This window comes from Azospirillum sp. FG154 (assembly GCF_057809575.1).
Genome location: NZ_JBMDKF010000009.1, coordinates 51108 through 76945, shown reverse-complemented (window position 1 = coordinate 76945; position 25838 = coordinate 51108). Strand labels below are relative to the sequence as shown.

At 66.0% G+C, this 25838-nt stretch carries 20 protein-coding genes; 15 read left to right on the top strand and 5 right to left on the bottom strand.

What is annotated here, in order from left to right; translation table 11 throughout:
- The first annotated feature begins 75 nt into the window (after positions 1-75).
- The 4 genes from ACODS4_RS12680 to ACODS4_RS12665 all read left to right on the top strand — a co-directional run bounded on the left by ACODS4_RS12680 (position 76) and on the right by ACODS4_RS12665 (position 5464).
- The gene (locus tag ACODS4_RS12680) at positions 76-1743 is read left to right on the top strand and encodes an ABC transporter permease (protein WP_488864121.1); all 1668 of its coding nucleotides are present in this window, start codon (positions 76-78) and stop codon (positions 1741-1743) included.
- Positions 1736-2788: an ABC transporter ATP-binding protein gene (locus ACODS4_RS12675; protein ID WP_488864119.1), complete on the top strand. Its 1053-nt coding sequence runs from the start codon at positions 1736-1738 to the stop codon at positions 2786-2788. The genes ACODS4_RS12680 and ACODS4_RS12675 overlap by 8 nt, the downstream gene beginning before the upstream one ends.
- Before the next feature lie 193 nt (positions 2789-2981).
- Positions 2982-4658: a methyl-accepting chemotaxis protein gene (locus ACODS4_RS12670; protein WP_488864117.1), complete on the top strand. Its 1677-nt coding sequence runs from the start codon at positions 2982-2984 to the stop codon at positions 4656-4658.
- A 119-nt stretch (positions 4659-4777) separates the two neighbouring features.
- Positions 4778-5464, top strand: a complete 687-nt coding sequence (locus ACODS4_RS12665) for an orotate phosphoribosyltransferase (protein ID WP_488864115.1) — start codon at positions 4778-4780, stop codon at positions 5462-5464.
- A gap of 83 nt (positions 5465-5547) precedes the next feature.
- On the opposite strand, the gene ACODS4_RS12660 is transcribed toward ACODS4_RS12665, so the two are convergent.
- Positions 5548-6420, bottom strand: coding sequence for an SDR family oxidoreductase (locus ACODS4_RS12660; RefSeq protein ID WP_488864113.1), 873 nt, complete (start codon positions 6418-6420; stop codon positions 5548-5550).
- An 82-nt stretch (positions 6421-6502) separates the two neighbouring features.
- On the opposite strand from ACODS4_RS12660, the gene ACODS4_RS12655 reads away from it, so the two are divergent.
- Together ACODS4_RS12655 and ACODS4_RS12650 are read left to right on the top strand one after the other, a co-directional pair.
- Positions 6503-6931 (top strand): winged helix-turn-helix transcriptional regulator, encoded by a 429-nt coding sequence (locus ACODS4_RS12655; RefSeq protein ID WP_488864111.1) that lies wholly within the window; start codon positions 6503-6505, stop codon positions 6929-6931.
- Positions 6932-7179: 248 nt separating this feature from the next.
- A complete protein-coding gene (locus tag ACODS4_RS12650; protein WP_488864109.1) occupies positions 7180-7359 on the top strand; it encodes a hypothetical protein in 180 nt (59 codons plus the stop codon).
- An 89-nt stretch (positions 7360-7448) separates the two neighbouring features.
- Here the strand turns inward: ACODS4_RS12650 and ACODS4_RS12645 are convergent, their stop codons facing one another.
- Positions 7449-8201, bottom strand: coding sequence for a hypothetical protein (locus ACODS4_RS12645; protein ID WP_488864107.1), 753 nt, complete (start codon positions 8199-8201; stop codon positions 7449-7451).
- A gap of 581 nt (positions 8202-8782) precedes the next feature.
- Here ACODS4_RS12645 and ileS point away from each other — a divergent pair.
- From ileS to pgi, 6 genes are all read left to right on the top strand, one after another.
- On the top strand, positions 8783-11614 hold the full coding sequence (ileS, locus tag ACODS4_RS12640; RefSeq protein ID WP_488864105.1) for an isoleucine--tRNA ligase: 2832 nt from the start codon (positions 8783-8785) through the stop codon (positions 11612-11614).
- Positions 11615-11782: 168 nt separating this feature from the next.
- Positions 11783-12286, top strand: a complete 504-nt coding sequence (lspA, locus tag ACODS4_RS12635) for a signal peptidase II (RefSeq protein ID WP_119830093.1) — start codon at positions 11783-11785, stop codon at positions 12284-12286.
- Positions 12287-12362: 76 nt separating this feature from the next.
- A complete protein-coding gene (locus ACODS4_RS12630) occupies positions 12363-12950 on the top strand; it encodes a DUF3035 domain-containing protein (RefSeq protein ID WP_488864103.1) in 588 nt (195 codons plus the stop codon).
- A gap of 101 nt (positions 12951-13051) precedes the next feature.
- Positions 13052-14458 (top strand): M16 family metallopeptidase, encoded by a 1407-nt coding sequence (locus tag ACODS4_RS12625; RefSeq protein ID WP_488864101.1) that lies wholly within the window; start codon positions 13052-13054, stop codon positions 14456-14458.
- A gap of 11 nt (positions 14459-14469) precedes the next feature.
- Positions 14470-15837, top strand: coding sequence for a M16 family metallopeptidase (locus tag ACODS4_RS12620; RefSeq protein WP_488864099.1), 1368 nt, complete (start codon positions 14470-14472; stop codon positions 15835-15837).
- 148 nt (positions 15838-15985) lie between these two features.
- Entirely contained in the window at positions 15986-17638 is a 1653-nt protein-coding gene (gene pgi, locus ACODS4_RS12615) for a glucose-6-phosphate isomerase (RefSeq protein WP_488864097.1), read from the top strand.
- Positions 17639-17702: 64 nt separating this feature from the next.
- On the opposite strand, the gene ACODS4_RS12610 is transcribed toward pgi, so the two are convergent.
- A complete protein-coding gene (locus ACODS4_RS12610; protein WP_488864095.1) occupies positions 17703-18224 on the bottom strand; it encodes a bacteriohemerythrin in 522 nt (173 codons plus the stop codon).
- A 162-nt stretch (positions 18225-18386) separates the two neighbouring features.
- Positions 18387-20090 (bottom strand): methyl-accepting chemotaxis protein, encoded by a 1704-nt coding sequence (locus ACODS4_RS12605; RefSeq protein WP_488864093.1) that lies wholly within the window; start codon positions 20088-20090, stop codon positions 18387-18389.
- Positions 20091-20271: 181 nt separating this feature from the next.
- On the opposite strand from ACODS4_RS12605, the gene ACODS4_RS12600 reads away from it, so the two are divergent.
- On the top strand, positions 20272-21834 hold the full coding sequence (locus ACODS4_RS12600; protein ID WP_488864091.1) for a S10 family peptidase: 1563 nt from the start codon (positions 20272-20274) through the stop codon (positions 21832-21834).
- An 82-nt stretch (positions 21835-21916) separates the two neighbouring features.
- On the opposite strand, the gene ACODS4_RS12595 is transcribed toward ACODS4_RS12600, so the two are convergent.
- Positions 21917-23779 (bottom strand): flagellin N-terminal helical domain-containing protein, encoded by a 1863-nt coding sequence (locus ACODS4_RS12595; protein WP_488864089.1) that lies wholly within the window; start codon positions 23777-23779, stop codon positions 21917-21919.
- A gap of 348 nt (positions 23780-24127) precedes the next feature.
- On the opposite strand from ACODS4_RS12595, the gene ACODS4_RS12590 reads away from it, so the two are divergent.
- Both ACODS4_RS12590 and ACODS4_RS12585 read left to right on the top strand, forming a co-directional pair.
- On the top strand, positions 24128-24595 hold the full coding sequence (locus tag ACODS4_RS12590; protein WP_488864087.1) for a RidA family protein: 468 nt from the start codon (positions 24128-24130) through the stop codon (positions 24593-24595).
- Positions 24596-24673: 78 nt separating this feature from the next.
- Positions 24674-25831 carry a GNAT family N-acetyltransferase gene (locus tag ACODS4_RS12585; protein ID WP_488864085.1) on the top strand — a complete coding sequence of 386 codons (1158 nt, stop codon included), beginning with the start codon at positions 24674-24676 and terminating at the stop codon, positions 25829-25831.
- Positions 25832-25838: the final 7 nt, after the last annotated feature.

The window sequence follows — 25838 nt, the reverse complement described above, 5'->3', positions numbered from 1 at the left end:
GCCGCGCATGGGTCCCCTCCCTCTCCCGAAACAGGAGAGGGCCTCTCGGCGCCCAGACTCCAAGGAAAATTCCCCATGAACCGCGCCACGCGCATCGCGGTCATCGTCGCCATGGCGATCGCCGTGCTGGCCCCCATCGGGCTGGTTGTTTACCAGAGCTTTCTGGACGGGCCGTTCTTCCAGCCGAAAACCGCCTTCACCCTGTCGGCGTATGACTTCGTTCTGGATGACGAGGATTTTTACGACGCCCTGTCGAACTCGGTCATCATCGCCTTTGGCATGACCGCGATCGCCGTGCCGGTCGGCGCCATCCTGGCCTTTCTGATGACCCGCACCGATCTGCCGGGCCGCCGTTGGATCGAGCCGGTGATCCTGGTGCCGATGTTCGTGTCGTCGGTGGTTTTGGCCTTCGGCTTCGTCGTCAGCCTCGGCCCGGCGGGATTCGTCACGCTGTGGGTCAAGGGATGGCTGGGTTTCGTGCCGTGGTATCTCTATTCCAAATGGACGCTGATCGTCATCGCCGGGTTGACGCACGTTCCGCACGTCTTCCTCTACACCTCGTCGGCGCTGCGCAGCCTGGGGTCGGACGTGGAAGAGGCGGCGCGGATGACCGGGGCCGGGCCGCTGCGCGTCGCCGTGACCGTCAGCCTGCCGATGGTGATGCCGAACATCCTCTACGCCGCCGTGCTGGTTTTCTTTCTGGGCTTCGAGCTGTTCGGCCTGCCGCTGGTGCTGGGCGATCCCGAAGGCATCCTGGTGTTGGCGACCTATCTCTACAAGCTGACCAACAAGCTGGGCACGCCGTCCTACCAGTTGATGGCCGTGGTCGTCGTGGCGATCATCTGCATCGCCCTGCCGCTGGTCGCCATGCAGCGCTACCTGCTGCGCGCCGCCAACCGTTACGTTTCGGTCAAGGGCAAGGCGTCGGCCCAACGCCCGGTGACGATTGGTTTCTGGCGTTGGCCCGCCGTGGCGGTGATCGTCGGTTGGCTGGCCTTCACCGTGGTGATCCCGATCAGCGGCCTGGTTCTGCGCGCCTTCGTGTCGAGCTGGGGCGAGGGGGTTCATCTGAGCGAGGTTCTGACGCTTGACCATTTCCGCGAGTTGACGCATTTCCCCAATCTGGTGCGCGGCATCGTCAACACCCTGTTGATCGCCTCGGTCGGCGGCGCGCTGTCGGTCGGCGTTTACACCGCGCTCAATCTGGCGGCGCACCGCTGGCAATCGGGCTGGACGCGGTTGATGGATTATCTGGTGCTGCTGCCGCGCGCCATGCCGGGTCTGGTGGCGGGTCTGGCGATCTTCTGGGTCTTCCTGTTCACGCCCTTCCTGTCGCCGATGCGTCAGACCATGGTCGCCATCTGGGTCGCCTACACGCTGGTGTGGCTGGCCTACGGCATGCGGCTGGTCAGCGGCGCCCTGTTGCAGATCGGGCCGGAGTTGGAAGAGGCGGGCCGCGTCGTCGGCGCCTCGGCGGGCCGGGTCAGCCGCGACCTCACCCTGCCGCTCATCAAGGTCGGCCTGATTTCAAGCTGGCTGCTGATCTTCATCACCTTCATGCGCGAATACTCCACCGGCGTGTATCTGCTCAGCCCCGGCACCGAAGTCATCGGCTCGCTGCTGGTGTCGCTCTGGGGATCGGGCGCCGTGGATCTCGTGACCGCGCTCTCCACCGTCAACATCGCGATGATCGGCTGCGGGTTGCTGCTGATGTCGCTCTTCGGGAAACGCTCCCATGGCTAAGCTCACCATCGACGATCTGCACCTGTCCTACGGCAGCAACCACATCCTGAAGGGCATCACCGCGACCTTCGCCCAGGGCGAGATCGTCGCCCTGCTGGGGCGGTCGGGCAGCGGCAAGACCACGCTGCTGCGCTCCATCGCCGGGTTGGAGGAGCCGTCCAAGGGCGCCATCACCATCGGCAACTCGCCGGTCTTCGACGGCGCCGCCGGTCTGAACGTGCCGTCGGAAAAGCGCGGCCTGGGTCTGGTCTTCCAGTCCTACGCCCTGTGGCCGCACAAGACGGTGTTCGAGAACGTCGCCTATGGCCTGCGCCTGCGCAACGTGCCCAACGCGGACATCGCCCAGCGCGTCGCCGCCGTGTTGGAGGGCGTCGGCCTTGGCCATCTGGGCGACCGTTACCCGCACCAGATGTCGGGCGGTCAGCAGCAGCGCGTCGCGTTGGCCCGCGCCCTGGTCTACAACCCGCCGGTCATCCTGCTGGACGAGCCGCTGTCCAACCTGGACGCCAAGCTGCGCGAAGAGGCGCGGATCTGGATCCGCAGCCTCATCAAGCGGATGAACCTGACCGCCGTCTTCGTCACCCACGATCAGGTGGAGGCGATGGCCATCGCCGACCGCATCGTTTTGCTGGACGGCGGGCGGATCGTGCAGGCGGGCACCCCCGAACAGCTCTACACCGAGCCGGTCAGCCTGTTCGCGTCCGAATTCATGGGCACCAACAACCAGATCAAGAGCCGGGTGCAGGACAAGCGCGGCGGCTACGCCCTGATCGACCTGTCGGGCTTCCCCCTGTGGGGCAAGGATCGCGGCGGCAAGGCGGTGTCGGAAGACGTCACCGGCGTCATCCGGCTGGAGCAGGTCTCCGTGGTGGACGGCGAAGGCGAGAATTGCGTGAAGGCCGAGTTGGAAACCTCCCTCTATCTCGGCAGCCAGTGGGAGCATGTCTTCCGCTGCGGCGATCTGACCTTGCGCACCTTTGGCCGGGCGCTGGCGCCGGGGTCGCATTGGCTGCATCTACCGCCGGAACAGCTCTGGGTGTTCTGATCCGTCACGCCTGCGTCTGAGCGTCGCGGCCCGCGATCCGCATCCCCATCACGGGGCTGCGGTCGCGGGCTGCGACGTTTTAGGAGTCGCCCTAATTTACGGAGCGTGATTGTTTCCCTATTAAGCTGTGGGCATCAACGTATTGTTCAACTGACCCGCATGTTCGCCGGTGTGAACCTCAGGGGAGGCGTTCATGGTCAGGCTTACGCTCCGCCAGAGGTTGGCGATTCTTCCGATCTCTTTCGCCCTTGCCTTGCTGGCGGTCGGCGGCATCGCGACGGGAAGCCTGTATTTGGCCTCCCAGGCGTCCGACGAGGTCATCGTGATTGGCGAGGCGCTGTCCAACCACCAGCAAGGCGACATGATGCACGACGCCTTGCGGGCCGATGTGCTGGCCGGGCTGCTGGCCGGGCCGCAGGCGTCGGCGGAGGCTCGCGCCGACTTGCAGCATGATTTGGCGGAGCACACCGAAAGTTTCCGCGCCGCTTTGCGCGGCAACAGCGCGTTGGCTCTGCCCGCGACCATCCGCGGCGCGGTGTCCGGCGTCGCCCCGGCGCTGGACGAGTACATCCGCGCCGCCGAACGCATGGTGGCTTTGGCCCTGACCGACACGGCCAAAGCCAACGCCGAACTCCCCGGCTTCGCCAAGATCTTCGCCGCGTTGGAGGAGCGCAACGACGCCATCTCCACCCTCATTCTCGCCGAAAACCGCGTCCGCGCGGCGCGGGCCGCCCGGCTGGGCACGCAAACCATTGGGTTGGTCGGGGTCATCACCCTGCTGGCGTTGGTCGGGGCCACGCTGCTGACCCGGCACGCCGGGCGGTCGATCAGCCGTCCGCTCAACGCCGCCGCCCAAGCCATCGAGGCGATTGGCGCCGGACGCCGGGATCTGTCGTTGTCCCACCCGGTGGACGACACGATTGGCCGGGTGGTCGGCGCGGTCATGACTCTGCAACAGCAGGCCATCGCCCTGGACGCCGCTCGCGACCGTTCCAAAGCCAATCGCGAGGCGGAACGCCAGAAGATGGCGGCGCTGGAGGAGGCGACCAACGCCTTCACCCGTCAGGTCGAAACCATCGTCCAAACGCTTGGCGCGACCGGCGGCCAACTGCACGCCACCGCCGACTCCATGGCCCGCAGCGCCGCCCACGCCAGCGCGGAAATCAACGATCTGCGCGGCCATGCCGACCATGCGGCAAGCACGGTGCGCGGCGCGTCCGCCGTCGCCGACAATTTGGGCGCGTCCATCGGCGAGGTGGGGCGGCACACCGGCGAGGCCGCGCGGATGAGCGCGGAGGCCGTCACCCGCGCTGGCGAGGCGACCCAGCGCATTCACGAACTGTCCCAGGCGTCGCAGCGGATCGGCGACGTGGTGGGGTTGATAACCAGCATCGCCAGTCAAACCAACCTGCTGGCGCTCAACGCCACCATTGAGGCGGCGCGGGCCGGGGAAGCCGGAAAGGGTTTCGCCGTGGTCGCTACCGAAGTCAAGAGCCTGGCCAACCAGACGACGCGGGCGACGGAAGACATCCAGGCGCAGATCGTCGGCATTCAGGACATCGTGCAGCGCACCGTCCAGGCGATGAGCGGCGTCGCCGCCACCGTGGAATCGGTGCGGGGGACCGGGGCCGCCATCGCCGAGGCGGTCAGCCGCCAAACCGACGCCACCCATGGCATCGTCAGAGCCATGACCGACGGGGCCGCCTCCGCCACCGTCGTGGTCGATCATTTGAGCGGGGTTCACGACAGCGTGGCCGAAACCGACCGGGCCGCCGCCGATCTGGCGGTCGCGGCGGCGCAATTGAACGTTCAGATGACGGCGTTGCGCGCGGAGGTCGAGGGCTACACCCGCACGGTCAAGACGGGATAAGAGGCGCGCTGGCGGTCAACCGGACACAGGCGCGATTGCGAATCGTCGGGCGCGCCGTTACACAGGGGGCCAGACCTGCGGGCCAACCCGCATTCCCCGCTGCCCGGAGCCATCCCAGCATGTCAAGCCTTCCCGATCAGGCGACCATCGCCGCCGCCGCCGCCAAGATCCTGCTGGAAATCAAGGCGCTGCATTTCAACGCCGAGACGCCCTTCATTTTCACTTCGGGTTGGGCCAGCCCGGTCTACACCGATTGCCGCCGCATCGTGTCCTTCCCGCGCGCGCGCAAGGCGCTGATGGACTTCGCCGTGGCGACCATCGAGCGCGAGATCGGCTATGAGGCTATCGACGCGGTGGCGGGCGGCGAGACGGCGGGCATCCCCTTCGCCGCCTGGATCGCCGACAAACTCGAATTGCCGATGCAGTATGTCCGCAAGAAGCCCAAGGGCTTTGGCCGCAACGCCCAGATCGAAGGGCTGTTGACCGAGGGCCAGCGCGTTTTGCTGGTCGAGGATCTGGCGACCGACGGCAAGAGCAAGGAAAACTTCGTCACCGCCCTGCGCAACGGCGGCGCCCAGGTGACGGACACCTTCGTGATCTTCCATTACGGCATCTTCCCGCAATCGAAAATCAACATGGACGCCATCGGCGTCCGTCTGCACGCGCTGTGCACCTGGTGGGACGTTCTGAAGGTCGCCCGCGAGAACCAGTATTTCGACGAGAACACCCTGAACGAGGTCGAGAAGTTCCTGAACGATCCGGTCGGCTGGTCGGCCGCCCATGGCGGCAAGTCGAGCATGAGCTGAGGGTTTTGTGGGCGGTTGGGGGTGGCGACGCCATCCCCAACCGCCCATAGCCTTTTGAAAAGCCCCGTCTCCGGGCCGGGCGGTCAGCCCTTCAGCGCCGCCGCCAGCGCGGCTTTCAGCGTGGTGGTCGGGCGACCGATCAGCCGGGCGAGCGCGCCGCCGTCGTCGAACAGGCCGCCCTTGGACGCCCCGACGTCCGAATCGGCCAGCAGCCCGGCGAATCCCTCCGGCAACCCGTGCTGGACCAGCAGCGCCGCATAGTCCGCCTGCGGCAAATCGCGGTAGGCGACGGGCTTGCCGCCGACCTCGGCCAGGGTCGCCGCCCATTCCGCCATGGTGAAGGCGTCGTCGCCCGCCAGTTCGTAAATCTTGCCGCCTTGATCCTCGGTCGCGGTCAGGACCGCCGCCGCCGCCGCCGCGTAATCGGCGCGGCTCGCCGCCGCGATCCGCCCCTCCCCGGCGCTGCCGAAGACAAGCCCATGCTCCAGGGCCGGGGCGATCACCCCGAAGTAATTTTCGTGATACCAGGAGTTGCGCAGAAGCGCGAAGGGGACGCCCGATTCCGCCAACAACGCCTCGGTCTGCACATGGTCAGCGGCCAGACTCAGGGGGGAGCGGTCGGCGTGCAGGACGCTGGTGTAGGCGATCAGGCCGACGCCCGCGTCCTTCGCCGCCGCGATGACGTTGGCGTGTTGGGGCAAGCGCTGGCCCACCGCGTTGGACGAAATCAGCAGCAGACGGTCAATTCCGGCGAAGGCGGCGGCCAGCGTGGCGGGCTGCTCGTAATCGGCGGTCCGAACCTCCACCCCACGGGCGGCGAGGTCGGCCAGCTTGGCGGGATCGCGCACCGCCGCGACGACGCGCGACGGCTCGACGCGCTCCAGCAGCGCCTCAACGACAAGACGGCCAAGCGCGCCGCTGGCGCCGGTGACGAGAAGGCGGGGGCTGTGTGACATGGGAACGCTCCAATCTGGTCTCAATCCGATGATTGGTCTAAGATAGAGACTGTTCCGCGTCGGCAGAAGGAGGCAACTTTTCGTGTCCAGGTTATCAAAAGGGAACCTCCTGCCGCAGACGGCGCCGACCCCCTGGGCCAGTCTGGGACCGGCCTCAATCAACCAGGGGCAATGCCCGGTTCGCGACGTGCTGGATCACATTGGCGACAAATGGACGGCGCTGATCGTCCTGACGCTGGGATCCAGCCCCAGCCGCTTCAGCGCGCTGCACCGGGCGGTGCCGGACATTTCCAAGCGGATGCTGACGCAATCCCTGCGCAATCTGGAGCGCGACGGGCTGCTGTCCCGCCACGTCTTCCCAACCAAACCGCCCGCCGTCGAATACCGCCTGACCCCGATGGGCCAATCCTTTTTGCGCCATCTGGAAAGTCTGGTGGCCTGGGCGGAAGAAAACCACCCGGCGGTCCGCGAAGCGCGCCTGCGTTTCGCGGCGGCGAACGACGAGGGGTGATTGGACGTCGAATCTCCCTCTCCCGTTTCGGGAGAGGGAAGGGGCCTGCCGCGAAGCGGTGGGAAGGGTGAGGGGTGATCCAAGGAGCCATACAGTTCCGGCCTCTCGGGCCACCCCTCACCCTCCCCACTTCGTGGGTCCCCTCCCTCTCCCGGAGCGGGAGAGGGCGATGGTCGCCAAATGCGATAGCCCTGGGCGTCCACCGTCAACCGCTCGACAGCCCCGCCAACCAATGCCATTCTGGTTCCATGAGCCAAGCCCTGCGCACAGCCGATGACGGCGACGACATGGAAACGGCGCCGCTTCGCGCTGCGGTGAATGAGGCGCGCGCGGCGGTCCAGCGCGGCGACGTCATCCCGCATGATCGGGTCCGGGAATGGCTGCTGAATCTGGCGCAGGGCAAAAAGGCGGCGGCCCCTCGCTCGTGAAGGTTTTGTGGTCAGCCCCGGCTGTGACGATTCTTCGTGTTTGGCATGGCAAACTGTTGGCGTAAGCGGCGCCAGCGGGTGATCCCTCATCAACCCGGCAGATAACGCTTGATCGTCGCCAGAAGGGTGAGCGCCGAGCTGTTGACCCGATCATCCATCCCGACGGATCGCACCGATGCGGCGACCTTCGCCTTGCCGTCGGTGATGGCGAACAGATGGGCGCCGTCCTGCGACGCTGTGTCGGTCAGGCCGCCCAGCGCGCCTGTCTTGACGCGATTCAAGGTTCCCGCCGTCGCCGGGTCGCCAGATTTCAGGGCGACCAGGGTCTGTTTGTCGGATGGAATGGCCGCGCTGCGGTCGAACGCAAGGTCCATGCGCTTGCCAAAATCGGGATCGCCGACCGTGGTGACGCTCAAACCGAAGAGGCCGGTTTGCGATTGGCTGTCCACCTCCTGCGTGTCGTCGCTCAACAGGCCGTGATCCTTTAGAATTTGCGGAATTTCCGGCTTCATCAGCCCATTTTCCTTGGCCAGGGAGTCCATCATGGCGTTGGCGGCCCCGCCGGTCGTCACGCTCATGTTGTCCGGCAAACCAAATTTTTCCCGAACCAAGCCGCTGAGCTTTTCCGCGTAGCGGCTGCTCTCTTCGGTGTAGCGCTGCATGGCGGGAATGATTTTATCCATGTCTTTGACGGCGGCGGCGGTGCTGGGGTTTGTCGGCGCCCCCGTCGCGAAGGCCGCTGGACTGAGATCGACGCTCAAGGCCCGGCTGGCTTGGTCCGACAGGACGACGGTGTCGACCGGATTGGCTGAGCGGTTGGCGTTGGTCGTCGCCTTGGTCAATGGCGAGGAAGCCGCAGCGCCCATGAGTTGCCGAGCGGCGGCGCTCCCCTGAATCGTGGCTCCACCATTCGCGAGTTTCGACACATCCATTTGGCAGTCGCCTATTGCAGAGAATGTAAAAATCAATAATTTGACAGTCAAGCGCGTCTGTCAAACAAATACGCGGCGTTCTGAAATGATTTGTGGTGTTGATTTGCTTAGAAATCTAATCGTTTTGATGGTGATGGAGTGTGGTTGTTGCTAATAATCCATAGATTATTGCTGATTACCGAGTTGTGATTTCCCAGTGATCGGGCTTGAAAATGACGGCTGGCTTTGGCTCCGGGCGGAACGGCGCCCTGCCTTCGGCCCGGAGCGATGGTTGCAAAGCGCCCCCATCCCGCCGCCGCCCACCCGCATCCTTGACCGCGCCGCGCACGCCGCTAATATCGCGCGCCATGACCGTCTCATTCTGGATCCTTGCGTTTGGCGCGCGAATTACCGGCCCGGTTCTCTGAGGAGAGCCGGGAGACGACTCTGTATGGCCGCGTGTTCGCACCCATCCAACGCGCGGCGCTGACGCTTTTTCCAGGGATCCGACCATGACCCGCGATTACAAACCGACCGTCTTTCTTCCCCGCACCGATTTCCCGATGCGCGGCGGCCTGCCGACCAAAGAGCCGGAGCTGCTGAAGCGCTGGGCCGACATGGACCTGTTCGGCAAGCTGCGCGCCGGGGCCAAGGGCAAGAAGAAGTTCGTGCTGCACGATGGCCCCCCCTACGCCAACGGCAACATCCACATCGGCCACGCGGTCAACAAGATCCTGAAGGACGTGATCGTCCGCACCCGCCAGATGCAGGGCTTCGACGCCGATTACGTGCCGGGCTGGGATTGCCACGGCCTGCCCATCGAATGGAAGATCGAGGAAAAATACCGCAAGGCGGGCAAGAACAAGGATGACGTGCCGATCATCCAGTTCCGCGCCGAATGCCGCGAGTTCGCCCAGGAATGGGTCGGCATCCAGGCCGACGAGTTCCGCCGTCTGGGCGTCGAGGGCGATTGGAAGCAGCCCTACGCCACCATGACCTTCCCGGCGGAAGCGCAGATCGTCCGCGAAATCCACAAATTCGCCGCCAACGGCGGTTTGTACAAGGGCGCCAAGCCGGTGATGTGGTCGGTGGTCGAAAAGACCGCGCTGGCCGACGCCGAGATCGAATACCACGATCACACCTCGACCACCGTCTTCGCCCGCTTCGCCGTGTGGGGATCCTCGGCCCCGGAAATCGACGATTCCAGCATCGTCATCTGGACGACGACGCCCTGGACCTTGCCGGGCAACCGCGCCATCGCCTATGGCGACGAGATCGAATACGCGACCTTCAAGGTCACGGCCGTCGCCGAGGGCAGCAAGGCCGTGGTCGGCGAGCGTCTGGTCATCGGCACGGCGCTGGCCGAGGCCGTCTTCAAGGAGGCCGGGATCACCGAGTGGAAGCAACTTCACCGCTTCCCCGGTTCGCGGCTGGCCGGAACCTTCTGCCATCACCCGCTGACCCGCAGCGGCTATGATTTCAAGGTGCCGATGCTGGCGGGCGGCTTCGTCACCACCGACGCCGGCACCGGCTTCGTCCACATCGCGCCCGGCCATGGCGAGGACGATTTCCATCTCGGCCAAGCCAACGGCGTCGAGGTGCCGCAGACGGTTGGCGAGGATGGCCGTTACTACGCCCATGTTCCGCTGTTCGCCGGTCTGGCCGTCTACACCGACCAGGGCAAGCCCGGCCCGGCCAACAAGGCCGTGCTGGCGGCCTTTGAAGAGGCCGGGTCGCTGCTGGCCAGCAACAAGCTCAAGCACAGCTACCCGCATTCCTGGCGGTCGAAGGCTCCGTTGATCTACCGGACGACGCCGCAATGGTTCATCTCGATGGAGACGAACGATCTGCGCAAGACGGCGTTGCAGGCGATTTCCAACACCCGTTGGGTGCCGGAGCAGGGCGAGAACCGCATCCGCTCGATGATCGAAAGCCGCCCGGACTGGTGCATCAGCCGCCAGCGCGCCTGGGGCGTGCCCATCGCGCTGTTCGTCCGCAAGTCCGACGGCTCCATCCTGCGCGATCACGACGTCTTCGCCCGCATCGCCGATCTGTTCGAGACGGAGGGCGCCGACGCCTGGTTCGCCCGCGATCCCAAGGACTTCTTGGGCGACGGCTACGACGCCGACGAGTTCGAGCAGGTCCGCGACATCGTTGACGTCTGGTTCGAGTCGGGATCCTCGCACGCCTTCGTGCTGGAACAGCGGTTGGAGGAGCTGGCCTGGCCCGCCGACCTCTATTTGGAAGGGTCGGATCAGCATCGCGGCTGGTTCCATTCGTCGCTGCTGGAAAGCTGCGGCACGCGGGGCCGCGCGCCCTACAACGCGGTGCTGACCCACGGCTTCGTGCTGGACGAGCAGGGCCGCAAAATGTCCAAGTCGCTGGGCAACGTCGTCGCCCCGCAGGAAATCTGCGACCAGTATGGCGCCGACATCCTGCGCCTGTGGATCATCAACTCCGACTATTCGGAGGATCTGCGGATCGGCAAGGAGATCATCAAGACCCAGGCCGACCTGTACCGCCGCCTGCGCAACACCCTGCGTTACCTGCTGGGCGCGCTGGCCGACTACACCCCCGCCGAGCGGATCGACGCGGCGCAGATGCCGGAGCTGGAGCGCTGGGTCCTGCACCGTCTGGCCGAGCTGGACGAGCTGGTGCGCGAGAAGATCGAGGCCTACGACTTCCACGCCCTGTTCGTCGCGCTTCACAATTTCTGCGCGGTGGAGCTGTCGGCCTTCTATTTCGACGTCCGCAAGGACAGCCTCTATTGCGACGCCGTCGATTCGGTCCGCCGCCGGTCGGTGCGCACGGTGATGGAGCATCTGTTCTCCGCGCTGACCGCGTGGCTGGCCCCGGTGCTCTGCTTCACGGCGGAAGAGGCGTGGTTGGCCCGGCCCGAGGGTTTGGGTTGGACCGAAGAGAGCGTGCATCTGCGCGACTTCCCGACCATCCCGGCGGAGTGGCGCAACGACGATCTGGCGGCCAAATGGTCGGTGGTGCGCGGCGTCCGCCGCGTCGTCACCGGCGCGCTGGAACTGGAGCGCGCGAACAAAACCATCGGCTCCTCCCTGCAAGCCAACCCGACGGTCTATGTCGATTCGGCGACCAAGGCGCTGTTGGCCGACGTCGATTTCCAGGACGTGTGCATCACCTCGGCGATTGCGGTGGTTGAGGGGACGGCGCCCGACGGGGCCTTCACCCTGGCCGACGTCGCCGGAATCGCCGTGGCCTCCGGTCTGGCCGACGGCGAGAAGTGCGAACGCTGCTGGAAGGTGCTGCCGGAGGTTTCGACCGTCGCCGACCACCCGACGCTGTGCGTCCGCTGCGCCGAGGCGGTGGGGTAAGCGCTCTCCTGCCTTAAGACTGTGGTACCGTCGCCCCCTCCCTAACCCTCCCCCGCTTTCAGCGGTGGAGGGAACTGCCGCCGCCCTTCCGCAAGGCCCCCTCTCCCGCAACGCGGGGGAGGGTTGGGGAGGGGGAGTGGCGCGGGGTTCGCTTCCACTGGAGCATCCATGACCAGCTTTCCCACCCGCCATGGCCCGTCTTACACCCGGTTCGGCTTGATCGTCGCGGCGCTGGTCGTCGCGCTCGACCAGCTGTCGAAATGGTGGATCCTTGAGACGGTGATGCAGCCGATTCCGCACGTCGTCGAGGTGACGCCCTTCTTCAACCTCGTTCTGGTGTGGAATTACGGCGTCAGCTTCGGCGCCTTCGCCAGCGGCGCGGCCTATATGCCTTATGTGTTGAGCGGAATCGCCGCCGTCATCGCCGTCAGTCTGGTGGCGTGGCTGCGGCAGGCCGACCGGCGTCTGATGGCGCTGGCCATCGGCTTCATCATCGGCGGCGCGGCGGGCAACGTGATCGACCGGCTGCGCTTTGGCGCGGTCGCCGACTTCCTCGATTTTCACATCGACTCGTGGCATTTTTGGGCCTTCAACGTGGCCGACGCCGGAATCAGCGTGGGCGTGGCGTTTCTGCTGCTCGACGGACTGTTCGCGGGCCGCGAAAAGTCGTAAGAGAGTTCCTGCGCCGACCACCCGCGTGATGAACGCCACGGGACGGACGCCAAGTGACTGACGACGGAATCCGAACGTGACCAGCCTCAAGACCTCCATTTTCTCTTCCCGGACTCTCGTCACGCTGGCGCTGTCGGCGCTGGCGTTGGGCGGGTGCAGCGAAGTGCGCCAGACCATCGGGCTTGACCGGCACAGCCCGGACGAATTCACCGTCGTGTCGCGCGCGCCGCTGACCCTGCCGCCGAGCCTGCAACCGGCCAACCTGCCCAAGCCGCGCCCCGGCGTGGCCCGCCCGCAGGACGCCAGCCCGACCCAGACCGCCGCCGCCGCCGTGTTGGGCGGCAAGGCCGCCGCCGCGCGCGCGACCGCCAGCGGCAAGACGGCGGGTGAAGCGGCGCTGGTTGGCCAGATCGCCGCCAAGGGCATTGATCCCAACATCCGCGTCGCGGTCGATCAGGAAACCACCCAGCTCATCGTCGCCGACAAGAGTTGGATTGACGGCCTGCTGTTCTGGCAAAAGAAAGAGGAACCCTTCTCGGTCGTCGATCCGACCAAGGAGCAGCAGCGCTTGCGCGAAGCCCAGGCGCAGGGCAAGCCGGTCGATGGCTTGGGCGCTCCGACCATCGAACGCAAGAACAAGGCTCCGCTGGAAGGCTTGTTCTAAGCGGTTCGCCACACCAGTTTCGGGGGGCGTCTTTCCATTGGGAAAGGCGCCCTTTTTGTTTCTGGCCTTCGCCGCGTTCGTCCTTTTGTTCGGGAGCCTTCATGCCCGTCGCCGCTCATCGTCGTCACCCCATCCGGCGCCTTGCCGTGGCTGGACTGCTCACCATGGCGGCGCTCGCCTTGCCGCCGCCTTTGTCGCCGTTGACCCCATCGGCCGCCCTGGCCGTTGAGAAGGGGGTGTTTTTCCCGGAAAGCTTCACGCTGGCCAACGGCATGCAGGTGGTGGTGATTCCCAACCGCCGCGTGCCGGTCGTCACCCACATGGTGTGGTACAAGGTGGGGGCCGCCGATGAAGAGCGTGGGGTGTCGGGCATCGCCCATTTCCTGGAACATCTGATGTTCAAGGGCACCGATCAGGTGGCGCCCGGCGCCTTCAGCCGCATCGTCGCCAAGAATGGCGGGCGCGACAACGCCTTCACCTCTTACGATTACACCGCCTATCACCAGAATGTGGCGCGCGACCGGCTGGAACTGGTGATGACGATGGAGGCCGACCGCATGGCGAATCTGCGGTTGACCGACGCGCTGGTCGATCCTGAACGCGACGTCATCATCGAAGAACGCCGCCAGCGGGTGGAAAACAAGCCGACCGACCGGATGAGCGAGCTTATCAACGCCACCCTGTTCGTTCACCATCCCTACGGCACGCCGGTGATCGGCTGGCCGCAGGAGATGGCCACGCTGACCCGCGCCGACGCCGAGCGTTTTTACAAAACCTGGTACGCGCCGAACAACGCCATCCTGGTGGTGTCGGGCGACGTGTCCGCCGCCGAACTGAAGCCGCTGGCCGAGCGCACCTATGGCGCGGTCGCCGCCCGCCCGGTTCCCGAACGCCGCCGGGTGAGCGAACCGCCGATGGCCGCCGAACGCCGCGTCACCCTGCGCGATCCCGAGGTGCGGCAGCCCTGGATTCACCGCAGTTGGGTGGCTCCCTCCCATCGCCTCGATCCCGACCACCATGTTTACGCCCTGGAGGTTTTGGCCGAGATCATGAGCGGCGGCTCCACCTCCCGCCTCTATCGGGATTTGGTGGTGGAGCGCAAGCTCGCCACCTCGGCGTGGCTTGGCTACAACCCCAACGCTTGGGACATGGGCACGCTGAACACGGGCGCGACTCCCGCCGCCGGGGTGCCGATGGACCGGCTGGAAGACGCCCTGTGGGGGGAAATCCGCAAGCTGCTGGACCAGGGCGTGACGGAGGAGGAGGTGGCGACCGCCCGCAAGCGGATGCTGGCCGCCGCCGCCTACGCCCGCGACAGCCTGACCGGCCCGGCCCAAACGCTGGGCGCGGCCCTCGCCACCGGGCAGAGTTTGGACGATGTGGAAAGCTGGCCGGTGCGCATCGACGCCGTGACCGCCGAACAGGTCAACGCCGCCGCCCGCGCGGTGTTGGGCCAAACCAATCATGTCACCGGCGTGCTGTTGCCGCCCCTTGGAAAGGACGGTTGAGGATGCGCGCGATGACGCCGATGTTTTCACTGTTTTCCCCCAGAGGGGCTAGACGCCTGATTCTCGCCGCGCTGGCGCTCAGCCTGTTCGTGATCCCCGCCCACGCCATCGACATCAAGAAGGTGGTCAGCCCCGGCGGGATCGAGGCGTGGCTGGTCGAGGATCACAAGGTTCCCGTCCTGGCGGTGGAATGGGCCTTCGAGGGGGCGGGGGCCAACGATCCGGCGGGCAAGGAGGGGTTGGCGAACCTCGCCGCCCACGCGCTGGACGAGGGGGCCGGACCTTACGATTCGCAAGCCTTCCAGACCCGCTTGCAGGACAACGCCATTTCGCTGGGCTTCAACGCCGGGCGCGACGCCTTCACCGGATCCCTGCGAACCCTGACGGAGCATCGCGACGAGGCCGTTGACCTCGCCCGGCTGGCGATGACCGAGCCGCGTTTCGACGCCGAGGCGGTGGAGCGGATGCGGGCTGGAACTCTGGCCGGGCTGAAGCGGGAACAGGGCGATCCCAACTACGTCGCCCGGCGGCTCTTCTACAGCACCGCCTATCCCGACCATCCCTATGGCGGCGAGGTGCGCGGGTCGCTCGACAGCCTGCCGCGCGTCACTCCCGACGATCTCCGCGCCTTCGTCAAAAGCCAATTCGGGCGCGACCGTTTGATCGTGACGGCGGCGGGCGACATCGCGCCCGACGATCTGGGCCGGGCGCTCGACCGGCTGTTCGGCGGTCTGCCCGCCGTCGCCAGCGTCGCCGCCTTGCCGGAGGCTGCGCCCAAAGGGCTGGGCGACACGCTGCTCGCCCCGCGCCCGACGGCGCAGACGGTCATTCTGATGGGGCAACCCGGCGTGAAGCGGGCCGATCCCGATTGGTACGCCGCCACCGTGATGAATTACGTGCTGGGCGGCAGCGGCTTCGGCTCCCGTCTGATGGAGGAGGTGCGGGAGAAACGGGGCCTGAGCTATGGCGTTTACAGTTACCTCGTGCCGATGGACCGCACGGCGCTGGTGATCGCGGGCGGCTCCACCGTCAACGCCAAGGCCGGGCAGGCGCTGGAGATCATGCGGGCGGAATGGGCGCGCATGGCCGCCGACGGCGTCAGCGATCAGGAATTGGCCGACGCCAAGACCTATCTGACGGGATCCTTCCCGCTGCAACTGGGATCGACGCCGTCCATCGCCAAGACGCTGTTGCAGGTGCGGCGCGACCGGTTGGGCATCGACTATCTCGACCAGCGCGACCGCTTCATCAACGCGGTGACGGCGGACGACGTGCGGCGGGTGGCCAAGCGCCTGCTGGACCCGGCCCGGCTGCTGACCGTGCTGGTTGGCCGCCCCGACGGGGTGACGCCGACCCGGACCATCGAGGAGATTCGGTAAGGCGATCCGGGGAAAGGGCGCTTTTCAGCGGAAAACATCACGGGCAGGCGGCCTTCCGCGCGCATTGGCGCGTGGCCGCTCGCCCCGGACGGTGTTAGGCTCCACACGCCGCGTCAAAGGACCATCGTGTTTCAGGAGTCCAAGCATCATGACCGCGCTCACCCGCTCGCCCGCCTGGGCGGCGCTCGCCCAGCATCGCCGGGATTTTGGCGACACCCACATGCGCGACCTGTTCACCGCCGATCCCGCCCGCTTCGACCGCTTTTCGGTCGAGGCCGCCGGGCTGTTCCTGGATTATTCCAAGAATCGAATCACGCCTGAGACGCTCAACCTCCTGCTCGACCTCGCCCGGCAACAGGACGTCGCGGGTTGGCGCGACCGCATGTTCGGCGGCGCGCCGATCAACCTGACCGAAGGGCGCGCGGTTCTGCACACCGCGCTGCGCAACCGCTCCGCCCGCCCGGTGACGGTCGATGGCCGCGACGTCATGCCCGCCGTCCGCGCCGTGCTGGAGCGGATGGACGCCTTCGCCGCCGCCGTGCGCGACGGGGTGTGGACCGGCTACACCGGCCAGCCGATCACCGACGTGGTGAACATCGGCATTGGCGGCTCCGACCTTGGTCCGGTGATGGTGACGGAGGCGCTGAAGCCCTTCGTCCACCCCCATGTCGCGCTGCATTTCGTCTCGAACATCGACGGCACGCATCTGGCCGAAACGCTGAAGTGGCTGGACCCCGACACCACCCTGTTCATCGTGGCGTCGAAGACCTTCACCACCCAGGAAACCCTGACCAACGCCCATTCGGCCCGCCGCTGGTTCCTGGAAAGCGCCAAGGATCCCGCCCACGTCGCCAAGCATTTCGTCGCCGTCTCGACCAACGAGGCGGAGGTGGTGAAGTTCGGCATCGACCCGGCCAACATGTTCGGCTTTTGGGATTGGGTCGGCGGGCGCTATTCCCTGTGGGGGGCCATCGGCCTGCCCATCGCCATCGCCATCGGGCCGGAACGCTTCGCCGAGCTGCTGACCGGCGCCCACGCGATGGACGAGCATTTCCGAGAAGCGCCGCTGGAGCGCAACATGCCGGTTCTGCTGGCGCTGTTGGGCGTGTGGTACGTCAATTTCTGGGGGGCGTCGAGTCAGGCGGTGCTGCCCTACGACCAGTATCTCCACCGCTTCACCGCCTATCTCCAGCAGTTGGACATGGAGAGCAACGGCAAATCGGTGACGCGCGACGGGGAGCCGGTGGACCACGCCACCGGCCCGGTGGTGTTCGGCGAGCCGGGCACCAACGGCCAGCACGCCTTCTACCAGTTGATCCATCAGGGAACCGCGCTGATTCCCTGCGATTTCGTCGCGATGGCGACCAGCCACAACCCCATCGGGGAGAGCGCGGGCGCCCATCACCGCATCCTGCTGTCCAACGTCTTCGCCCAGGCCGAAGCGCTGATGCGCGGCAAGACCGCCGACGAGGTTCGTGCCGAGATGACCCGCGCGGGCAAAGCGCCGGACGCCGTCGAGGCTCTGGTCCCCCACCGCGTCTTCACCGGGAATCGCCCGTCCAACACCATCCTGCTGAAAAGCCTGACCCCGGCGACGTTGGGCGCGTTGATCGCGCTGTACGAGCACAAGGTGTTCGTCCAGGGCGTCGTCTGGAACATCAACAGCTTCGACCAGTGGGGCGTCGAGCTGGGCAAGCAGTTGGCCAGCAGCATCCTGCCGGAACTGGACGCCGCGCCGCAGGACGGCGCGCATGACGCCTCCACCACCGGCCTGATGGCGTGGTGGCGGGCGAACCGTTAAGCAACCCATCTCCCCCTCTCCCGCAACGCGGGGGAGGGTCGGGGAGGGGGCCTGCGGCTGGCGCTTACAGCGGAATGTCGGCGAACACCCGACCATCGTCGATGGCGGCGGGCGCGCAAGGAGCCGGGGGCTGTTCAGCGGCGGCTTCCGTGGCGGCTTGGCTGCGGCGCCAGCGGGCGAACTGGCGGTCGGCGGTGTTGATGTGCAGCATCAGCCATTGCGGCAGGAAGTCGGCGAGGCTGTCGCGGAGAGCCTCGTTTTCCTCGCCATCCTCCGCCGGGCCGTCGGCGCCAAGCCCGTTCACCCGCCGCCAGGCCAGTCTGTGTTGCGCGAGGTGGTCGTCGATGAAGGGGTATCCGGCCTCCTCCATCACCGCCTGCTCATCCTCGAAATGGCTTTCGGTGTAGGCGGCGGCGGCGGACAGCGTGCGCTGAATCTCCTCGGCGGAGCCGCCATTCACAACAGCGTTCTGGTAAGCCTGGACCAAAGCGATCCATTGGCGGTGCTGTTCGTCGATCCGGTCGATGCCCAGGATCAGATCGTCGCTCCACACCAACGACCCATAATCAACGCTGTCGCACGTCATGGCGAGCCGGGCTTTCCTGTGAAAGTGAGGAGCACCCTGTACGTGGCTGGATTGGACGCATCAAGAGCGACCTGCGGCGCTTGAGGCTTTCGCTACGTTTTGACGCGGGCCGCGCCGGAGAAGGACTGTTCAGTCCTCCTCCGGTCATTAGACGGCGCTGATTCAGCTTCCGCTGCGCACGCTGGACAGGAAACGGTCCACCTGGGTCCGCAGCAATTCGGCCTGCTTGGACAGCTCGCCCGAGGAGGTCAGCAGGCGGGTGGCCCCGCCGCCGGTTTCCGCCGCCGCGTGCAGCACGCCGTTGATCGACGAGGACACCTCGTTGGTTCCCGCCGAGGCCTGTTGAACGTTGCGGGCGATTTCCATGGTGGCGGCGTTCTGGCCGTCCACCGCCTCGGCGATGGTTCCGACGATGCTGTTCACCTCGCCAATCGTGGCGGCGATGCTCTTGATCGCCGCCACCGCGTCGGCGGTCGCCGCCTGGATTTCGTTGATCTGCTGGGAAATGTCGTCGGTCGCCTTGGCGGTCTGGTTGGCCAGAGACTTGACCTCGCTGGCGACGACGGCGAAGCCCTTGCCCGCCTCGCCGGCACGCGCCGCTTCGATGGTGGCGTTCAACGCCAGCAGGTTGGTTTGTCCGGCGATGCTGGAAATCAGATTGACGACGTCGCCGATCTGGTTGGCCTTGGACGACAGACCATCGACGATGCGGTTGGTGCCGTCGGCCTGATCGGCGGCTTGCTTGGCCTTGCGCGTGCTTTCGCCGATCTGGCGACCGATCTCGGAAATCGACGCGGCCAGCTCCTCGGCGGCGGCGGCCACGGTCTGGACGTTGACCGACGCCTGTTCCGACGCGGCGGCGACGGTGGTCGCCTTGCTCTCGGTCTGCTCCGCCGTGGCGCTCAACGCGCGGGCCAGCGTCCGAACTTCGTCCGAAGACGACGACACGCTGTTGACCACGCCCTTGACCTGGCTTTCAAAACGGTCGGCCAGCGCGTTCATCTCGGCCTGCTTCTTGGCTTCGGCGGCGTGCTCGTTGTCGGCCTGACGGCGGCGGTAGGCGTCGGCCTCGACCGCGTTGGTCTTCAGAATCTCGACCGCGCCGGTGATCTGGGCGATCTCGTCGTTGCCGCTGGCCTGCGGCACATCGACGTTCAGGTCGCCCTTGGCCAGTTTCAAGGTGCTGTCGGTCAGACGGCGCAGCGGGCGCAGCGCCCCCAGCGTCCACAGGGCGAAGCCGACGGCCAGCAGCAGGGCGACGCCGCACAGCGTGACCATCAGCGTTTGGAAGCCATGGGCGAGGCCGCTGGCCCGAACCGCCAGGACGTTGTTTTTCTTTTCCTGCAAATCAATGAAGGCGTTGATGCGGGCCAGCCATTCGTTGAAGGCCGGGCGGGCGTCGGCCAGCAGGGTTTCCTGCGCCAGCGGGACATTGTTGGCCTTGCGGGCGTCGATCACCTTTTTGACCAGAGGCAGCGTGCGCGTCTGGATCTCCTTGATGGCGGCGATCATCGCCCGCTCTTCGGCGCTGAGGTTGGTCATTGTGGCGACCATCGCGTCGAGCTGCCGTTCGGCGTCGGCGTAGAAGCTGGCGAGCCGGTCGATGTCGCCGAGAACCGTTGGCAGGATGGAGTCGGGGACCAGCACCACGTCGCGCAGCGCGATGGCGCGGTCATGGACGCTGCCCCGGAAATTGATGGCGTGACGTTGCTTGACGCTGTTCACGTCGTTGATGACGGTGAGATCGGTTTCGATCTTCCGCACTTCGTTGACGCCGACCACCGTCAGGCTCACCAAGAGCAGCAGAACTGCGCCGAAACCCAGAAACAGGCGCGCACGAATGGGGGCGTGCAGAAGGGAGGCCATGGTGTCGTTCCCGGTAAGAGAGATTGGCGGGACAGTATCGGAAAAGTGCTACGAATTGTTTATCCGCATGGGATCCAACCAAATTTCATGAGTGGCGGCGGCGATGGAGGCTGAGCGCCCGTTGCGCCCGCTCCCCATCGTCGCAATATGTCGGCGCAGTGCTTCAAATCAAGAGGTCGCCATGCCGCCGCGTTCCCATCGTCTGTTCGCGCTGTTCTCCGCCCCGCTGCCGGTGGCGCTGGGGGCGGTCCTGATTGGGGGTGTGATGGCCAATCCGGGATGGGCGCAGGATCGCCCGGAAAAGGCGGAGGGGCCAACGACCGAGTCCCCGAGCGAACCGGCTTTCGACGCGCAGCGTCGGGTCACGCGGCATGTCTTGCCGTTGGCGCCCGGTCCCTTGGCCTACAGCGCCACAGCGGAGTTTCTGCCGCTGCGCGACGGCCCGAAAGAGGAGGTGGCGGCGCGGATTTTCACCGTCTCCTATCGGGCGGAGCAAAGCGGGGCGTCTCAGCCGCCTCGTCCCGTGACCTTTGTTTTCAACGGCGGTCCGGGGGCGGCGTCGGCCTACATGCATTTGGGCGCGGCGGGGCCACGGGTGGTGACGTTCGCGGCGAACGGGGCGCTGGCGGGTCCGCCCGCGCCGTTGATCGACAACCCCGATTCCTGGTTGGCCTTCACCGATCTGGTGTTCGTCGATCCGGTCGGCACCGGCTACAGCCGCGCGACGAAAACCGACGGCGACGGGGAAAAGCGTTTCTGGTCGATCGAGGGCGACGCCAAGGCGATGGCGGAGGTGGTGCGGCTGTGGTTGACCCGGAACGACCGCTGGTCCGCGCCGAAATTCCTGGCGGGTGAGAGTTATGGCGGTTTCCGCATCGTCAAAATGGCCGATGAGCTGATTCAAAACATCGGGGTCGCCGTCAACGGCTTGATCCTGGTGTCGCCGGTGGTCGATTTCGCGTCCATCGACGAGGATGGCCTGTTGGCGACCGCCTTCAAGCTGCCCGCCATGGCGGCGACGGCGGCGGCCTTCGGTCGGGCGCCGGGAACGCCCGAAGAGGCGGCGCGGAAAGCCGAGGAGTTCGCCTTGGGCGGCTATCTCACCGGGCTGGCTGGGTTGGACTACGGGCGGCTCGATCAGGCGCAGGGCTTCTTCACCCAGGTGGCGGGCGTTGTCGGGCTGCCGGTCGATCTGGTGGTCCGCCAGCGCGGACGGGCGCCGATGGCGCTGTTCACCCGCGAGTTGCTGCGCGCCGATGGGCGGGTGCTGAGCGTCTATGATGGAACCTTCACGGCGGCGGATCCCGATCCTGGCGCCGCGCGCGTTCCCTTTGATCCCTTCCTGAAAGGAACGGTGTCCACCTACGCCACCGCCTTCGCCGGTTACGCGGCGGAGTCCTTGGGCGTCCGGAGCGATCTGGCCTATCGGCTGTTGAGCGACCGGGTGAACCGGGGGTGGGAGTGGCCGCGCATGTCCGCGCCAAGCGCGACCGATTCGTTGCAGACCGCCTTGACCTTGCAGCCGTCGCTGCGGGTGCTGATCGCCCATGGCCGGACGGATCTGATTACCCCCTACATGGCGTCGCGTTGGATCGCCGCGCGTCTGGAGTTGCCGCCGCAGGAGCGCGACCGCGTGCGGGTGAGCGTGCATGAGGGCGGGCACATGATGTACACGCGGGCCACGGGGCGGGCCGCTCTGGCCGCCGACGCCCGCGCCCTGATCGAGGCCGCGTCTCCACGCTGAAAACCCGGTCCCCAAACGCGAGTGGGCGCCCCATTCGGGACGCCCATCGACGCGGCGCGTTGGCCTGGGGGAGACCCCCGTCTTAGAACAGACGCAGGATCGACTGCTGCGACTGGTTGGCCAGGGTCAAGGCGATGGTGCCAAGCTGCTGGCGGGTTTGCAGCATCAGCAGGCTGGCGCCTTCTTCGTTCTGGTCGGCCAGCGTCAGCTTGCTGGCGCCTTCGGTCAGGACGTCGCTGAACTCCTTGGTGAAGGTTTCACGGGTCGTGATGACGTTCAGGTTGGTGGACAATTGTTGCGAGGCGGAGCGGACCGTGGCCTTGGCGAAGTCCAGACCGGCGACCGCGTTGTCAATGTCCGAACGGTCGGTCCAGTTGTTCTGCGCCCCGTCCAACCGCAGGCCTTGACCGCTGGTGGTCAGGTTCACCGCCGCCACGTTGATGGTGTTGGTGTTGCGTTCGTTCAACTGCACCGTCAGATCGTTCGACGTGTTGGCGTCCGTCACCTGTTTGGTGATGATGTTCGCCGAGCAGTTGGCCGAGGCCGCCTGTTGGATGGTCTGTTGGTCGATCTTCATGCGGACGGTGCCGCTGTCGAACGCGAAGGACTGTTCGCCGTCGGCCAGCTTGCTTTCGCCACGGTTGTTCATACCGTCGCGTGTCATCTGAGCGCCGTTCAGGTTGGTGATTTGAACCTGAAGATCGACCTTCTTCTCGATGACCGAGATGCCGTTGCCCGAGTTGTTGGAGTTTTCCAGCAGGGTGCGGTCCACGGTGAAGGAGACCACGGTGCCCGACGCGAAGCTTTCCGAGATGTGCTTGGTCAGCGCGTTGGTCGTGGTGGCGGCCAGCGTCACTTCACGGGCGACGCCCGTCGTGGTCGCGCCGGTCAGGGTGATGGTGCCCTGGGTGCCGACGGAGGTGGACGCCAGATCCTTGCCCGCCAGACGACCGCCGGTGGCCAGAGCGCTGTTGATCGAGGCCTGGAGCTGCGAGGCGATGTTGGCCTTGGAGGTCTGACCGATGGCGACGTCCGACGAGGTCGCGGTGTAGCTGAAGGTCTGACCTTCGACCGTGACCGAGAAGATGTCGCCCGCTTCGATCGTGCCGCCGATCGTCACTTGCGACGCTTGGGCGGTGGTGGAGGTCGCCGCCTGGGTCAGCTTGGTGTCGATGGTCTGGTTGTTGTCGAAGTAGGAGATCGTCCGGCTTTCCTTGCCGTCCGTGACGATGAAGGAGCGTTCGCGGCCATTGGCGCCCCGCACTTCGATCTGCACGTCGGAGAAGCTGCCCAGCGTGGTCGCCATTTTGCCGGACAGCTTCAGGCCGGTCAGGCCGTGAGCGTTTTCGGCGGTGGCGATGTCGCCGACCGCGCCCTCGATCGTGCCCTTGCCCTTGATGCGGATCGAATAGGTGTCGGCCGAGATCACGTTGGAGACGCGGGCGTTTTCCACACCCTGGATGGTGTTGACCGCCTGGCGGGAGGCGCTGGTGCTGTCCATGCGCAGGCCGTTGCCGCCGATCAGGTTCTTGCCCTGATACCCGCTGTCGCCCGCCAGCTTGTCAATCTGGTCCTTCAGATTGTTGAACTGGGTGGCCAGCGCCTTGCGGGTGGCGACCGACGCGGCGTCGGTGCCCAGAGCGGCGTAAGCGGCGGTCGTCAGGCCCTTGGCCTGATCGATCATGCTGTCGATGGAGGTCAGGCCCTTGTCGGCGGCCTTGATGGTGCTGATCGACTGGCCCATCGCGTCCTTCAGCGAGGTCAGATCGCCCGCGCGCTGGGTCAAGCCCTTCGCGGCGAAGAAGGCGGTCGGACCATCCAAAGCCGAATTGATCTTGTTGCCGGTCGAGAGGATGTTCTGCTTCTTGTTGATGTTTTCCTGGGTGCCCTGCAATTGCAGCAGGTTGGTGCGCATTGCGGCGGTGAGAGTGACGTCGTTGGCCATGGCTCCAAGTCTCCTTCTGAGGCTGTCTCCTCGCGGCTGGTCTTTTGACCGGAGCGAGGCAACGTGCGTTTGCGTGACACCATCCTTTCAAGAGCCGTGCCAACTCTGATTTTCCAATTTAACTCATTGTTTTTATTGAGAAATAAAAATGATCGGCAAAAACCGCCGGGTTTCGCCGTCAAACGGGCCGAAAGAGAGTCGAAAAAGATTCCGGGAAAACTTTGCCGATGGGGACGGAACTGCCGATGAGTCCGCCGGAGGATTCTTCCCATTCCCCGACCCGCGCGGGTATGGTCGCCCCACCAACCAACCAAACCGGCCTTATAAGGCGGGAACGGGAGAAGCATCATGACCAGTCGGATCGACGCGCGCCTTGCGGAGCTGAACATCGAGTTGCCGCAGGCGGCGGCCCCGGTGGCGGCCTATGTCGGTTACACCCGCTCAGGCAACACTCTTTACATCTCCGGCCAGATCACCATCTGGAACGGCGAGCGCAAGTTCGTCGGCAAGGTCGGTCAGGACTACACGCTGGAGCAGGGCAAGGAAGCCGCCAAGCTCTGCGCCCTGAACATTCTGGCCCAGGCCAAGGCGGCGCTGGGCGGCGACCTGGACCGCGTGACCCGTGTGTTGAAGCTGGGCGGCTTCGTCAACGCCGGCCCTGACTTCCACGATCACCCGCTGGTCATCAACGGCGCGTCGGAACTGATGCAGGAGGTGTTCGGCGAAGCGGGCAAGCACGCGCGCGCCGCCGTCGGCGTGTCGTCGTTGCCGGGCAACGTCGCGGTCGAGGTGGACGCCATTTTGGAAGTCGCCTGATCGTTCCACGGTGACGCGCGTCTTGCCGCGACGCGGCGGAGAACCCATCTCCCACCTCGCACCAAGGGAGAGTGTTTGATGACGGACGGCGACGACGCCATCACCGTGACGATTTTGACCGGGATCGGCCAGGCGGACGCGCCCGCGTGGGACGCCTGCGCCGGTCCCGACAACCCGTTCCTGCGCCACGCTTTCCTGTCGGCGGTGGAGGAATCGGGGTCGGCGACCGGCAAGACCGGCTGGCAGCCCAGCCATCTGGTCGCCTTTGACGGGGCCGGGCGGATGGTGGGCGCGGTTCCCGCCTATCTGAAGAGTCACTCCTACGGCGAATATGTGTTCGACCACGCCTGGGCCAACGCTTACGAGCGGGCGGGCGGGCGCTATTACCCAAAGCTTCAGGTGGCGGCGCCCTTCTCTCCGGTTCCCGGATCACGCCTGCTGCTGGCCCCCGGCGCGGGGGAGGAGGTCGCCGCCGCGCTCATCACCGCGTTGGAGCGGGTCGCCACGCGTTACGGCGTCTCGTCCGCCCACGTCACCTTTCCCCACGCCGCCGATTGGGCGCGGTTGGGCGCGGCTGGGTGGCTGCAACGGATCGGCGTGCAATATCATTGGGAGAATCGCGGTTATGGCTCGTTCGATGATTTTCTCGACGCGCTGAACTCCCGCAAACGCAAGGCCATCCGCAAGGAGCGGCGCGAGGTGGCCGAGAGCAGCGTCCGCCTGCACACCCTGACCGGCGACGACCTGAAGCCGGAGCATTGGGACGCTTTTCACACCTTCTATCTGGAAACGGCTGATCGCAAATGGGGCGGGGCCTATCTCAACCGCGCCTTCTTCGACCAGTTGGGCCAGACCATGGCCGACCGGGTCGTTCTGGTGATGTGCGAGGATGATGGGGACTGGGTGGCGGGGGCGCTGAACCTGTTGGGGACCGACACGCTGTATGGCCGCAATTGGGGATCCGACGGGCGTTACCGCTATCTCCATTTTGAAGCCTGCTATTACCGGGCGCTGGATTTCGCCATCGAACGCGGGTTGAAGCGGGTGGAGGCCGGGGCGCAGGGCGAGCACAAGATCCAGCGCGGCTATCTGCCGGTGGAAACCTACAGCGCCCATTGGGTCGCCGATCCTGGATTCCGTCGGGCGTTGGACCGTCATTTGGCCGAAGAGCGCGCCGCCGTCGCCGCCGACATCGCGGCTTTGGCGACGATGTCGCCCTACCGTCAAGGTGATTGAAACCAGA